The sequence below is a fragment of the Sinorhizobium fredii NGR234 genome (assembly GCF_000018545.1).
GTDB lineage: Bacteria > Pseudomonadota > Alphaproteobacteria > Rhizobiales > Rhizobiaceae > Sinorhizobium > Sinorhizobium fredii_A.
This window is the reverse complement of sequence record NC_012586.1, coordinates 214,619-227,075: the sequence shown is the minus strand read 5'-3', so window position 1 is coordinate 227,075 and position 12,457 is coordinate 214,619. Positions and strand designations below refer to the sequence as shown.

Below are 12,457 nucleotides of genomic sequence, written 5' to 3'. Positions count from 1 at the left end.
AGCCACCCTTTCGAGAACCGGCCCGTCGCCTTGGGCGCAGTCGAACTCCAGGCCATGCCATCGATGGGGCAGCAAACCTCTCTCGTGGGATACAACTCAGGCTGGGACGGCGATCGTTGCCGGCACGTCTTGCTGCGGCCACCGCTGCAGTGCCTCCCGTCCAGCATCGGTCAAGCCGTAGACGCCTCTGTCAAGCCGTTCAAACCAGCCATAGACATTGGAAAGCAAGATCTTCCCGGCATCCGGTACGCGGCATCTGATTTCACGCACGCGCAGCGGTCCTGACGCCAGCGCTGCCGCACAGCCGAGCGCCTGCTGACGGTACGCGGTCATGACTGGCGTGCGTGTGCTTCCGCCTACGGCCGGATCGCCGCGTCGCCTCTGGTGTTCGCGCATAAGCCTCGAACGCCGTTTCGGATTGGTTCGTGGCATCGGCGATACGGAACCGACGATAACGCTGACCTCGCCGGCATCCGAAATGCCGAGCATGCCGATCCCGAGCCTGCGGCAGAGGTCGCGGTAGCGCTTGTCGGCCTCCCGACCTTTGCCCTTGGCCGAGACGCGCGCCGCGATCCAGACCTCGTCCGCGATCGCTGCGCGATCGACAGCTTGCAGTATGAGCTCCAGATTGAAGCTCAGCTTCAACTCGCAGATCACCACCACAGGCGGATCGTCATCGCTCAAGCCGACGAGATCGCAGCCGCCGACTTCGCCCTTGACGACGTAACCTGCCTTTTCGAGAAAACCTTTGATGGGCAGATAAAGCGACGTTTCCATATGCCTGCAGGTTTAAGGGAGAATCGTTCCCTTACTACATCGATCCGTCCGTACGAGACACCCATCTATCTCTGCCGACCCAGTTACACCGTATGGCGATGGAGGCATTTCGTCCAAATCGACAACCGACGGGAACCGTGTCGATGTCGAGCGGGGAATTCTCGAAACCCGAGGGCGGCTTGGTTCCGGCCATGCAGCGAAAATCACCGCGGGACGGTAGACCAAGCGAAGGAACCTTCTCCGCCGCTTCCCCATTCCCTGTTGCGCGCGGGCCTTGTCAACCGGGCTCACCTGTCCGGTCCGCCTCAACCCTACCCACGTTTCGGAAAGGTCTTTCCATGTCCTCGCTTACGCTTCGCGATATCGCCAGGAAACTCAAGAAAATCGATTTCTGCATGATGGCGACAAAAGCGAGCTCAGGCGCCATCGCCAACCGGCCGATGAGCAACAATGGTGATGTCGAATATGACGGTGACTCCTGGTTCTTTTCTTTTGAAGACACCCACAAGGTATCGGACATCATCCGCGACCCCCGGATCACGCTCGCCTTCGCCGAGCCGCCGAGCCTTCTCGGCAAGCCCGGGATCTTCATCTCTATCGAGGGCGCTGCGACCCTCATTCGCGACAAGGCGCAGTTCCAAGAGCACTGGGTCGCCGATCTGGAGCGCTGGTTTGCGCAGGGCGTCGAGACACCGGGTCTTGTCCTGATCAAGGTCCATGGCGACCGCATTCAATATTGGGACAGCGAGGACAACGGCGTCATACACGTCTGAGACTGAATGAAAATCCCGATTTATAATCTTAAGGGCGTGGTCGGAGGCCTGCCAATCCTGCTTCGCTGGCTCGACGCGCGTCCTATGGGATCCGAGACGAAAGCAATCAGCGGCGTCCGCGGGGTTTCGAACTTGCGAAGTTCGGAAACGACGTTGGTATCGAGCAGGTGTTTCAAGACAAATCCACGTCGCGCGGTCTGATTTCAACGCGGTGCGGCTCGAAATCGATTGCCGAGAGCCCCGGCATAGCGAGAGCGTCGACAAGGCTGCGGTGCCTGCCGCGTAAGCGCTCGAATTCATCATAGGTCATCAGGACATGGGAGGGCTTGCCGCGACTCGTGATGATAACCGAGCCGCTCTTTGCCGCCTTCTTGGCGCTGCTGACGTCATGGTCCAACTCTCGGCTGGACAAGAGTCGACCACGAAGTCCAGTCAAGCCCGACATAGGCAGCCATGCTGGTCACGAACACGTGCGGCGTTGAACCGAGGCCTTGCACAGAACCGCCGCTCTTTTTTGACGCGCGCAGCGGCAGCCGGCGCCGTTGGATTTCTCGGCAGGACGGCCGGATCGTTGAAAACGACAAGAATGCCGTCGCCGAGAATGGCGCGCAACACGCGCTTGGTGGCTACAGGGTTGTTCCGAACGAAGGTAAACCCTTCGGCACGCAACAACGCAGCCGCGACATACCAGGCGGCGATCGCGATCGAGAATGTGCGTCTGTTCCAGGAGGTCGCCTCGAAAAGAGCTCTGAAGGTCTTCGGCAGACGCAGCGTAGTAATCTCCGGAGGGCGTATCCTTTCGCATTTCCGGCTGGGATCTCACGGGCCAGCGACAAGAGCGGGATGAGGAAAAATGTGTGCGGTTTTCCGCCCGCATCCCGCTCTAACCTGTTAGAATCGATCACGCTCATGATTTTAGGTCGATCCGGCCTAAAATCATCGTGATCTGAGAGCGCAAACCCTCGTATCAGGAAAAGGCGCTGTTCGATCTGCGCCGCGTGCGCTTCTAATCGGGATACGTCCTGCTCGGTTCCGGCCAGACTTGCCGTTTGGCAATTTGGGGAGAGGAGCGTCCGATGCAGATCATTCAGAATCGCCGCACTTTCGTCGCGGGCGCCGCAGCGGCCGGCGCTGTGAGCTTTTTCGGAAAGGCGACAAAGGCGTGGGCCGAACCACCGGCGGAAACGACGCGGATCACGCTCGTCCGGATTCCCAGCATCTGTCAGGCCCCCCAGTATGTGGCCGAAGAACTGCTGCGCAGCGAAGGGTTCACCGACGTGCGCTACCTCCAGAAAGAGGGGACCGCAGACATCGCGCCGGCCCTCGCCTCCGGCGAAGCCGACCTCAATGGGCATTTCGCTGCCCCGCTCCTTCTCCACCTGGAGGCGGGGGATCCCATCGTCATCCTGGCAGGACTCCACGTCGGCTGCTTTGAGCTGTTCGGGACCGATCGCGTCCAGGCGATCCGCGACCTCAAGGGGAAGACTGTTGCCGTGCCGACGCTGGATTCCAGCCGATACGTCTTTCTCGCCAGTATAACAGCCTATGTGGGCCTGGATCTCCATAAGGACATACACTTCGTCACGCATCCGGGACCCGAGTCCATCCGGCTCCTGAGTGAGGGGAAGATCGATGCTTACCTGGGCTTTCCCCCCGAACCGCAGGAGATGCGGGAGCGGCAGATCGGCCATGTGGTGATCAGCAGCACGGTGGACCGGCCCTGGTCGCAATACTTCTGCTGCATGCTGGCCGGCAACCGGGAGTTCGTCCGCGCGTATCCGGTGGCCACCAAACGCGCCCTCCGCGCCATCCTGAAAGCGGCGGATTTCTGCGCAAGCGAGCCAGAACAGTCCGCGCAGTTCATGGTGGAGCAGGGCTATGCCAAGCGCTATGACCATGCCCTCCAGGTCGTGAAGGCGCTTCCCTACGGTTGGCGCGAGTATAGCGCCGAGGACACCCTGCGCTTTTACGCGCTGCGCCTCCACGAGGTCGGGATGCTCAAGAGCTCGCCCGAGAAGCTGTTGGCCCAAGGCACCGACTGGCGTTTCTTGAACGAACTGAAGAAGGAGTTGAAAAGCTGAGCTTCGTTGGCACGCGAGTATGTGCAAAGTTTGAGTTGACCGTTTTCGATGGTGAGGAGACACTTGCAACCTGCTGCAAGGCAGGAGGAAGAATAATGGCCGAGCCAGACCGCTGGCGCCACATGGCAAGCGCGCCGAAAAACGGCAGTCGGATCCTTGTCACGATCCGCCCGTCCGAACAGGGGGCGGCAGAAGTTGACCTCGCCTATTGGTCGAACGGCGATCAGTTCGGCGCAGAAGGCTGGCGCGCCTCCGATTCCTCGCCCGGCCGCATCATCGAATACGCCGAGCCGGAATTGAAGTGCTGGATGCCGATGCCCTCGGCCAATCTCAATCGCATCACGATGCCCTCACCCTGGGAAGGCGACGACGACCAAGAGCTCAACGGGTCAGGAATCTAAGAACTCGCGCCGGGCGGACCTTTCGATCCGGCTCGTTCCTTTGAACCTGATCCGATAGCCATTCACGGCGTCGCTGCAGCCTGTGCCTGGGCGTAAAAACCACATCTGGCTGCGATCGAGCCAGCCATGCAGGTTTCGACTCCGCCGGCCGCAATCGAGGCAAATGCCATGCGCTGTGGTCGCGTGGCGCCACGACATTCAAGCCGACACCTCGGGTGCGTCGGCGCAAGAGCGTGGGAGCGAGGCGAGATCGGCGTCGCTCCGGAAGCAGCGCGACGCCGCCTCCGTCCGGTTGTGCACGTTCATCTTCTTGTAGATGTTGCGGACATGCACCTTGACGGTGTTTTCGGAAAGCCCGAGACGATGGGCGATGATCTTGTTCGGCGTGCCCACGCATATGAGATCGAGAATCTGGATCTCGCGCATCCTCAGCAGGCCCTGGGCAAAGTCGGTCTTGCGTTCCATGTCGACATCTTCCGAGGACGCCGGTTTTTGCCCGAGGACGCCGCTGCCTGCGAGCCCGCCCGGCGCCAGGCGCCGAAGCAACGCGGCGGGAAAGTGCTCGCCGCCCTTCATCAAGAGATCGATGGCGGTAAGGCATACGTCGAGATTGAGATTAAGGGGCAGCACGCCGTGGACCAACCCTTCGTCGACAAGGTCCGCGATCGACGAGTCGAGCTCGTCGGCATTCTGCACCATCACACCGACCGCAGCCTTCGGATGGAACTCGTGGATCGTCCGCATGATCGAAGGAAATTCTGCCGCCGGTAGGCTGTAGAGGATGACCAGGCTTACGTCGATAAGGTTGTGGTCCAGGAGACCGTCGGCATCGGCAAGGCTTACGATGTCTTGATCCTGAAAACGCGCGCTGATCGCCTGCGTCAGACATTCGGCGAACAGGTCGGTCTTCGCGAGCATTACAATCTTGCTTTTCGGCAATACCTTGTTGCAATCTTCAATATTGCTCATTGTCGAGTTCGTGAGATACATTTATCCCTCCTTGACATTCCGGCTATCTTGCGGTCTCCATGTCTCCTTGTATGTATTTTTATAAAAAATCGTTCACTATCGTCGTATTAAATTCATGTAAAAACCAATGGAGTTTGGAAACAACCCCAAACAAGATCTCGGATATGCGACGAATACTTGGCTCATATCTATACAGCCATCGAGCGCCATTGTCGTTATCACCTGGTTCCGATAGTTGTCGCGCCGTTCATTTCTACTCAAAATGGTCTAGATCAGATCGTCGTCAACCAGGGTGCAGTGCCTGAGGAGCGATGCTCTTTGTGGGCAAGTCAAACAGCTCCGAGTGCTGGAGTTCGGCCGGACTGTCGCGTCAGCACTCGCCTCGACATAGTCGAACTTTGCGGTCCAGAAATTCCCGGCGTTCAATTGCGACGGCGCGCGGCCTGTCCGACGCGCTAAAGATTCCTCTGATCCTCGTGAGACCTGCGGCAACGGGTAAATCGCCGCGGCACTGGGACGGTGCTCTTGAGCGGGTGCGAACCGCCGGCATCAATAGATTCCAACGGCCGGAATGTTCGGTCAGTGACTGTTCGGCTCCTGCATCCACTGCGGAATGTCCCGCTTGGCATGAAGCACGCGCCACACGTCGACGTGACCCGGCTGGTCGCGATAGAAAACGAGATAGGGATATCGCTTCAGTGAGACAGTCCGCAAGTCGGGTAATCCCAGTTCGTATGCATACCGCAACGATCCGGACCCGGGATGACTTGCGATCAAAAAGAACGCCTCTTGAAGGGCGTCGATAAAGCCGAGCGTGACCTCGCTTCCTGCTTCGCGTACACAGTAGTCGATGGCCGCCTCGACTCCGAGCCAACTCCCGGGGAATAACAGCCTTATTCTTCACGTGGTGCGCTGACCATGCACTCGATCGCGTAGACTGGTGAAATAGTGCTCGTCGACCGGTTCGGTCTGTGCGGACGATGCTCCGTCAAGCAGAAGCCTGCGTAACGCGAGCCGATCCTGATCTCGACGTATCAACTCCCGAATATACTCACTGGTTGACCCGTAACCCCCTCCGGCAACTTGCTCATCGACGAAGCTCTTAAGATGGTCCGGCAAGGAAATGTTCATGGTGCCCATGCAAATGACGATGGCGGCGTTGGCAAAAATTGGCAAGACCGGCCCTTTCCCTCAAGCCCGCGTTCTTTCAACGGCCATGGATTGCCAACAGATCGGCATAGGCCGTCGGATTGCTGGCCAGCACTGGGTGGCCCTTCAACAAGGCTTCGCCCTCGGCCGGGAAGGACAGGTGGTCGCCGCCGGCTTCCTTGACGAGGCAATAACCGGCCATGCAGTCCCAAGCGTGCATATGCGGCTCGTAATAACCCACCAGACGACCGGCCGCGACATAGGCGAGCATCAATGCGCCGGAGCCATTGCGGATAAAGTTGCCGCCCATGCCGAGCAGCGTGGCGATGATCTGGCCAACCCGCTCCGGCTCGACATGGGTATTGCAGCCGATGCCGGTGATGGCGTTCTGGATGGTTCGAGACGGATCGAGGCTCAACTTCCTTCCGTTGAGGCTCGCGCCCTTGCCCGCGGCCGAAGCATAGACTTCGCCATCGCAGGGCGCATGGATCACGCCGATCACCGGCACGCCGCCATGCAGCACCGCGATCGACACACACCACGTCGACATGCCATTGACGAATGGCGCGGTACCGTCAATCGGGTCCACGACCCAGGTATAGCCGGAGGCCCCCTCGACGGGGCTGAATTCCTCGCCGAGGAACCCGTCCTCCGGGAGCTCCGCGGCGACGCGCTCTCGGATCAGCGTTTCGACGTTCCGGTCGGCAATTGAGACGACATCCTGGGGGTCGCGCTTGGTCTCGATCACCAGGGTATCGCGCTTGTTGAAGTAGTCGAGCGCGAGCGCCCCCGCCTCCTCGGCAATTGATTTCGCAAGTGCAAATCGCCGGTCGAGACCCGCTTCATGCATGCTCATGGTTCTTTCCTTTTCACAATGAGAGAAGTGTTACTTCGTGATCGATGAGATGCCCCGATTCCTGAAGCCGGTATGCAACGTTGGCCAAAAAACGTCGATCGGTAATGAAGAGCGTGCCGACTTCGGTTTCCACCTCCCATTCGACATGGTCGCCGAGATCGGCATGAGGGTATGCTTCTCAACGAGGTTATCTCCGCGCTCGACCCGCTTTACGGCGTGCTGGCTCTGATCGGGGCAGTTGGCCGAAACAGGCCATGACCATGAGTAGCAAAAATCTCTTTCAAAGCTGAACCGCCAAGTCGGCGAACGGCAGTTCTAAAAGCGTCTTGCGTTACTGAGCTTCAATCCCAATACGTGCGAAGGCTTCGGGCGGAGCATCATTGGAGCGCATGAGATCCCGCATGAGACGCGTCATCGCCTCCTCGATCTCCGGGGAATAAAGGGGCGTATTCTGCCCTGGATCATCCGCAAGGTCGTAGAGTCGGGTTTCACTCTCAAGGAGCGCGCCGGGACCGTAGTTGTCGAACATGGGCGACCGCTCGATCACCGGGATCTTGAGGACCGGCGCTCCCTTCGTGAAGGACATCGGCTGTGCCAGCGAGGCTCCGGCGAGTTCCTCCGGGGTGAAGGGCTCCCAGATGTGCGTCGGCATCAGCGTGTATTGGTAAAGCTCCTGGGAGCGAAGGTCGGGCGGGAAGCGGTGATAGGTGTAGCGTCCGTCCGTCACGTTGATCGCGCCGCCAAAATAGCCGAACAGTGCGCCCTGTCGCAGCGAGCGATCAGCGTCAAGCAGCGGCAGGAGCGAATGTCCCTCTATCTCGGCAGCGGCCGGCACGTCGAACAGATCGAGGAATGTCGGAGCGAGATCGATGGTCTGGGTCAGAGCGGAGCGGCGGGTGCCGGCGCTTCCCGGCCGGCGCGGATCGCGCAGGAAGAGGGGGATGTGCACGATCTCCTCATACATGTTCATCCGGTTCTTTGCCCAGAAATCGTGCTCGCCGAGAAGAAAGCCGTGATCGGTGGTGACAACCAGCGCAGTATCACGCCAAAGATCGTGGCGATCGAAATAGTCGAGAAGCTGTCCGACGAGGAAATCGCAAAGCGCCATGACGGCGTAGTAGTTGGCGCGCAGTTCCTCGCATTCCTCCGGCAGCTCGTCGACCCGGCCGTAGCGCGGCCAGTCTCGAACCGGACCGTTCCAGCCCGTCCTGAATGCCTCGCGGAACCGCTCGGGCGCGGTGAAGGGTTCATGCGGATCGAACGTCTCGATCTGCAGGAGCCAGTTGTCGGCGGTCCGGTTCCGCTCGAGGAACTCCAGCCCGGCGGAGAAGCAGCGCACCGATGGGAACGCGCTCTCATCCTTGATGAACTCGCGGTTCACGATGTTGCGCCGAAACTTGTCGCGTGCCGACTGGCTGAATTGCCGCTCATGATACATCTGGCGCAGGCGCTCCCATGGTGGCTGCACCATTGCCTTCCACGGGTCGCCCTCCTGACCGCGGATGAAGTCGTAGCTGTCGTATCGGGTGTGATAGGTGGCGCCGCCGTCCTCGAAATAGTGGAAGTGGTCGGTGACGAGGTGGCTGTAGAAGCCGGCACGGTGCAGCAGTTCGGGAAAGGAATTGTCGAACGGCTCGAGCGGCCCCCAGCTCCTGTGGAGAAAGTCGAGCCGTCCGGTCTGCAGGTCGCGGCGCGCCGGCATGCAGGGCAGGCTGCCGACATAATGGCGGTCGAACGTCGCGGCGCGCTCGGCCAAGCGGGTGAAATTGGGCGTCGGCACCCGCCTTCCCCCGTATGGGGCGAGCACGTGCCGATTGAGCGAATCAAACAGGACGAAGACGGCCTTCATCGAGTCTCGGCCCTCGTTCAGAGCTGCCGATGCAGCTTCTTGTTTGCGCGTTTCGATCGGTCCTCGCCTCCGTCGGCTGGCCGCTCAGAAAGGCACCGGCACCTATTTTCGCCGAAAAGAGCGCGGTCGCAACTGGATTGTACTTACTTCCGAGCGCCAGCCTGCCCCCACGAGACTTCGAATCGGGGAGGCTCAGCCGGCCCGCCCGGCGCGGCCGACCAGCATGGCGATGAAGGGCACGTCATCACCCGAGATCGTGTCTATGAGCCCGTCGGCGATCCATTGCACGAGGTCCGGCAAGGGATCGCGTCCGCTGCGCCAAAACTCAGCGAGAACATCTGGGCGAGGCACGTGGACGCGGTTGCTAAAGCCTGCTTCATGCAGCGCCCTCGCATCGTCGGGGCGGAACATGTCGAGCTCGATCGAGACCGAACTTGCCCTGCACGCCTTCAACACCCCGACGAGGTCGGCGTGGCGCGCATGGGTAATGGCTTCGGTCCTCAGGTCCGGATGGCGCTCGACCGCACGCTTCAGCACCACGTGATCGAAGCTGATGACAATGACCCGGTCGACCGTTCCCGTCGATCGCAGCAAGGCCGCCACGCGATCGACGGCAATGTCCGGGCGCTCCGCCTCCTTGATCTCGAGCACAACCCCCATGTCATCCGCCTTCACCCAATCGAGTGCCTCCGCCACGGTCGGTATCTTCGTTCCGGCGAATGCGGGATGAAACCGCCCACCCGCATCCAGACTGCGAATCTGCTCGAGGCAGAGGTCGGCGGCAAAGCCGCGTCCATCCGTCGTCCTGTCGACGGTCAGGTCGTGCAGAATGATCGGCTCACCGTCCGCGGTCAGCACGACGTCGATCTCGACCGTAGTCGCCCCTGCAGCCTTTGCAGCTTCGAATGCTGGCAGCGTGTTCTCCGGGTAATGAAGGCTGTAGCCGCGGTGGCCACAGACATGGACACGCCCCTGTTCATGGGCAAAAAAGCTGAAGGCCATGTTCGATATCCTCTATCGCAGAACGCCCTTCTCTACCGCCGCGCCATGACTGTTTCGCGAACAACGAGCTCGACCGGGACATAGACGGAAATCGGCGGCGAGTCGGGATCGGCGAGGCGCCGGTCGAGAATCGATACGACATCGCGGGCAATCCGCCAGGGATCTTGCCGCAGCGTGGTCAGACGGTATGAGGACCATGCGGCAATGGGCACATCGTCGAAGCCGATGACTGAAACGTCGTGGGGTACGCGCAAGCCCGCATCACGCAAGTGATCGAGTGTTCCGAACGCCATGAGGTCGTTCACGCAGAAGACCGCGTCGGGCGCCGGGCCGTTCGAAAGCAGCTGTCGCGCCGCCTCTTGCCCGCCGCCATAGTCGGAGCGGCCGGCCCGAACGATCCTCGCTTCGAATCCGGAGGCGGCGGCAAACTCGGCGAAGGCGTGCTCACGCGCGGAAAGGCTCGGGCTCGGGCTCGCGCTGTTGACCACGGCGAAACGGGTGGCTCCCGCCATGCACAGGGCCTCAAAGGCCTGCTGCGCGCCGTCCCGGTCATCGCAATGGACGCTGTCGAGGCCGGTTTCGGCCCGATTGATCAGGATCAGCGGCTGTCCGTTTCGCCGCGTGAGGTCGACAAGGCTGGCCGGTGGCGAGCCCGAGAGGAAGACGGTCGCCTCTGCCCGATAGCGCAGCAACTGCCGGCTGGCATTCGCGATATCGTCCGCCGTGGGTCCGATGCTGATGATCGCCGGAATGTTGGAGCGCTCGATCAAGGCGTGCGAGAGGGCCGCAATCATCTGGGCCCGGAATGGAGCGTCGGCGTCGGAGGTCACGAGTCCGACCAGCCGGCTCCGATTGGCGAGAAGCCCGCGAGCGAGATCATTGACCTGGTATCCGAGCGCCGCGGCTGCCTCGCGCACCCGTGCCAGCGTTGCCGGTGCGATGCTTGCGCCAGGGGTGAAGGCCCGCGAGACCGCCGATCGGGACACCCCCGCAAGCTCGGCGACTGCCTGGGCGCTCACGAAGCGGCCCTGGTTGTTGTCTCTGCTATCCGACACCCGCTCGACCCCGCTGGACTTTCCCCACAGCGCATTCATAATCGTGTTGCACAGCATTGCAACAATCAATGACGACACGATGAAAACGTATCGCTGCTGGGAGAAAACCAAGATGACTCACTGGAAAATTGGAACTGCTGCGCTTCTGGGCGCCGCATTGTCGGTCGGCAGTGCGGCGTTGCTTGCGGCCACACCTCTGTTCGCCCAAGAAACCGTGAAGCTTGAGCTCTGGTCGCGTCAGGATCCCTCTGGGCCGCTGCGCCCGGGCAATGTGGTCAAGGCTGCCGAGCGGCTGAACAAGGAGCTCGAGGCCGAGGGCTCCCCCAAGCGCGTCGAGGTTGCCGTGCGCGAGAGCCCCGCCAAGGGCTTCGACGACGACGCACTGCAACTTCTCAAGGTCTTCGGTATCGGCGAGGGCCCCGATATATTTATCGCCGCGCACGAATGGATCTGCGCCTTCCAGGAGGATGGCTTCGTTCTCAAGCTCGATGATTATATCGCCAAGTATCCTCAGCACTTCGGCACGATCTTTCCGTCGCTCTGGTCATCGGCGAAGTGCCCCGACGGCACCTATGCAATCCCGCAGGACGCCGAGGCTAGGATGTTCTTCTACAACAAGAAGCTGCTGCGCGAAGCCGGCTACGACGCCGCCTTTGTCGACGCCATGCCGGAGCGGGCCTTGTCGGGCGACCTGGCGATGGATGAGGTGCTGGAGATCGCCAAGAAGGTCGTCGACAAGACCAAGGCGCAATACGGTGTGCTTCACCGGCCGAACAAGGGTCCGGACTACATCATGGTGTTCCAGGCCTACGGCAGCGACTTCGCCGATCCGGAAACCGGCAAACTGCTGCTCGAGCGCGACAAGCTCGCTGCCGCCTTCGGTTGGTTCGAGCGCGGGGTGAAGGAAAAGGTCATCCCGGCCAACAACACGGCGATGGAATTCGATGCCTTGCGCAAGGAGTTCTACACCGGCAATGCCGCATTCTGGATGTACGGCATCTGGGACCTCGGCAGCGTCGCGTTCCCGACCTACGGACTGCCGCAGGACGAAAAAGCCTTCTTCGCGGATTGGGGCTGGATCACCGGGCCGGCACCCCAGAAGGGCGGCAAGCCGGTCAGTCTGACCCATCCGATCGTCTATGCGATCGCAGCCGACACGAAGGAGCCGGAACTCGCCGTCCGTCTGCTTGGCCACGCTTCAGCGGCCGACCTCAACACCGATCACGCGGTCACGACGACACATCTCGGCATTAAGCCCGAGCAACTCGAAGATCCGCGCTATGCCAAGGCCTGGCCGCTCGCCAGAGCAACCGAACTGCTCAAGATCACCAAGTTCCTGCCCAACAACTCGCAGTTCGGCGATCTTAACGGCATCATCTTTGCTGGAATTCAAGGCATAGAATCGGGGCGGCTATCGGCACAGCAGGCAGCCGATTTCGTCATCGAGGAGGCGTCGTCCACCCTCGAGGACGTGATCGTCAAATAGGTCAGATCGCTCTCGCCACCCTCGACCCGGCGCGCCGGGTCGAGGGTTTCACGACATCT

General features: G+C 60.9%; 13 protein-coding genes and 1 pseudogene. 5 read left to right on the top strand and 9 right to left on the bottom strand.

The genetic code is table 11. The annotated features are described in order from the left end of the window. Positions 1–96 precede the first annotated feature (96 nt). Entirely contained in the window at positions 97–777 is a 681-nt protein-coding gene (locus NGR_RS01130) for a DUF2161 domain-containing phosphodiesterase (protein WP_012706297.1), read from the bottom strand. A 338-nt stretch (positions 778–1,115) separates the two neighbouring features. On the opposite strand from NGR_RS01130, the gene NGR_RS01125 reads away from it, so the two are divergent. Continuing rightward, positions 1,116–1,550, top strand: coding sequence for a pyridoxamine 5'-phosphate oxidase family protein (locus tag NGR_RS01125; protein ID WP_164923794.1), 435 nt, complete (start codon positions 1,116–1,118; stop codon positions 1,548–1,550). A 172-nt stretch (positions 1,551–1,722) separates the two neighbouring features. Here NGR_RS01125 and NGR_RS01120 read toward each other — a convergent pair whose 3' ends face one another. Next, positions 1,723–1,995 (bottom strand): type II toxin-antitoxin system prevent-host-death family antitoxin, encoded by a 273-nt coding sequence (locus tag NGR_RS01120; protein WP_012706295.1) that lies wholly within the window; start codon positions 1,993–1,995, stop codon positions 1,723–1,725. Here NGR_RS01120 and NGR_RS33750 point away from each other — a divergent pair. The 3 genes from NGR_RS33750 (at position 1,939) to NGR_RS01105 (ending at position 4,032) form a co-directional block, all read left to right on the top strand. Beyond that, the gene (locus tag NGR_RS33750; protein ID WP_432654009.1) at positions 1,939–2,397 is read left to right on the top strand and encodes a twin-arginine translocation signal domain-containing protein; all 459 of its coding nucleotides are present in this window, start codon (positions 1,939–1,941) and stop codon (positions 2,395–2,397) included. The genes NGR_RS01120 and NGR_RS33750 overlap by 57 nt on opposite strands. Before the next feature lie 229 nt (positions 2,398–2,626). After that, complete coding sequence (locus tag NGR_RS01110; RefSeq protein ID WP_012706293.1) at positions 2,627–3,631, top strand: ABC transporter substrate-binding protein; 1,005 nt, start codon at positions 2,627–2,629, stop codon at positions 3,629–3,631. Positions 3,632–3,726: 95 nt separating this feature from the next. Continuing rightward, positions 3,727–4,032 carry a hypothetical protein gene (locus tag NGR_RS01105; protein ID WP_012706292.1) on the top strand — a complete coding sequence of 102 codons (306 nt, stop codon included), beginning with the start codon at positions 3,727–3,729 and terminating at the stop codon, positions 4,030–4,032. 198 nt (positions 4,033–4,230) lie between these two features. On the opposite strand, the gene NGR_RS01100 is transcribed toward NGR_RS01105, so the two are convergent. From NGR_RS01100 to NGR_RS01070, 7 genes and pseudogenes are all read right to left on the bottom strand, one after another. Further along, positions 4,231–5,022 (bottom strand): helix-turn-helix domain-containing protein, encoded by a 792-nt coding sequence (locus NGR_RS01100; protein ID WP_012706291.1) that lies wholly within the window; start codon positions 5,020–5,022, stop codon positions 4,231–4,233. A 558-nt stretch (positions 5,023–5,580) separates the two neighbouring features. After that, positions 5,581–5,905, bottom strand: a pseudogene (locus tag NGR_RS01095) (type II toxin-antitoxin system RelE/ParE family toxin). Further along, complete coding sequence (locus NGR_RS01090) at positions 5,902–6,177, bottom strand: type II toxin-antitoxin system ParD family antitoxin (protein WP_012706289.1); 276 nt, start codon at positions 6,175–6,177, stop codon at positions 5,902–5,904. Before NGR_RS01090 ends, NGR_RS01095 begins: the two are co-directional and overlap by 4 nt. Positions 6,178–6,208: 31 nt before the next feature. Beyond that, entirely contained in the window at positions 6,209–7,006 is a 798-nt protein-coding gene (locus tag NGR_RS01085; RefSeq protein WP_012706288.1) for an inositol monophosphatase family protein, read from the bottom strand. A gap of 331 nt (positions 7,007–7,337) precedes the next feature. Continuing rightward, positions 7,338–8,855 carry a sulfatase-like hydrolase/transferase gene (locus NGR_RS01080; RefSeq protein WP_012706287.1) on the bottom strand — a complete coding sequence of 506 codons (1,518 nt, stop codon included), beginning with the start codon at positions 8,853–8,855 and terminating at the stop codon, positions 7,338–7,340. 192 nt (positions 8,856–9,047) lie between these two features. Further along, entirely contained in the window at positions 9,048–9,857 is an 810-nt protein-coding gene (locus NGR_RS01075) for a glycerophosphodiester phosphodiesterase (RefSeq protein WP_012706286.1), read from the bottom strand. Between the two features lie 32 nt (positions 9,858–9,889). Beyond that, positions 9,890–10,912 (bottom strand): LacI family DNA-binding transcriptional regulator, encoded by a 1,023-nt coding sequence (locus NGR_RS01070; RefSeq protein ID WP_164923792.1) that lies wholly within the window; start codon positions 10,910–10,912, stop codon positions 9,890–9,892. 112 nt (positions 10,913–11,024) lie between these two features. Between NGR_RS01070 and NGR_RS01065 the strand changes: the two genes are divergently transcribed. After that, positions 11,025–12,398, top strand: a complete 1,374-nt coding sequence (locus tag NGR_RS01065; protein ID WP_164923791.1) for an ABC transporter substrate-binding protein — start codon at positions 11,025–11,027, stop codon at positions 12,396–12,398. Positions 12,399–12,457 lie beyond the last annotated feature (59 nt).

Coding starts and splice junctions, on each gene's coding strand:
- NGR_RS01065 (WP_164923791.1), top strand. CDS start 11,025: ATGACTCACTGGAAAATTGGAACTGCTGCGCTTCTGGGCGCCGCATTG.
- NGR_RS01125 (WP_164923794.1), top strand. CDS start 1,116: ATGTCCTCGCTTACGCTTCGCGATATCGCCAGGAAACTCAAGAAAATC.
- NGR_RS01075 (WP_012706286.1), bottom strand. CDS start 9,857: ATGGCCTTCAGCTTTTTTGCCCATGAACAGGGGCGTGTCCATGTCTGT.
- NGR_RS01120 (WP_012706295.1), bottom strand. CDS start 1,995: ATGTCGGGCTTGACTGGACTTCGTGGTCGACTCTTGTCCAGCCGAGAG.
- NGR_RS01085 (WP_012706288.1), bottom strand. CDS start 7,006: ATGAGCATGCATGAAGCGGGTCTCGACCGGCGATTTGCACTTGCGAAA.
- NGR_RS01130 (WP_012706297.1), bottom strand. CDS start 777: ATGGAAACGTCGCTTTATCTGCCCATCAAAGGTTTTCTCGAAAAGGCA.
- NGR_RS01100 (WP_012706291.1), bottom strand. CDS start 5,022: ATGTATCTCACGAACTCGACAATGAGCAATATTGAAGATTGCAACAAG.
- NGR_RS01110 (WP_012706293.1), top strand. CDS start 2,627: ATGCAGATCATTCAGAATCGCCGCACTTTCGTCGCGGGCGCCGCAGCG.
- NGR_RS01080 (WP_012706287.1), bottom strand. CDS start 8,855: ATGAAGGCCGTCTTCGTCCTGTTTGATTCGCTCAATCGGCACGTGCTC.
- NGR_RS33750 (WP_432654009.1), top strand. CDS start 1,939: ATGGTCCAACTCTCGGCTGGACAAGAGTCGACCACGAAGTCCAGTCAA.
- NGR_RS01105 (WP_012706292.1), top strand. CDS start 3,727: ATGGCCGAGCCAGACCGCTGGCGCCACATGGCAAGCGCGCCGAAAAAC.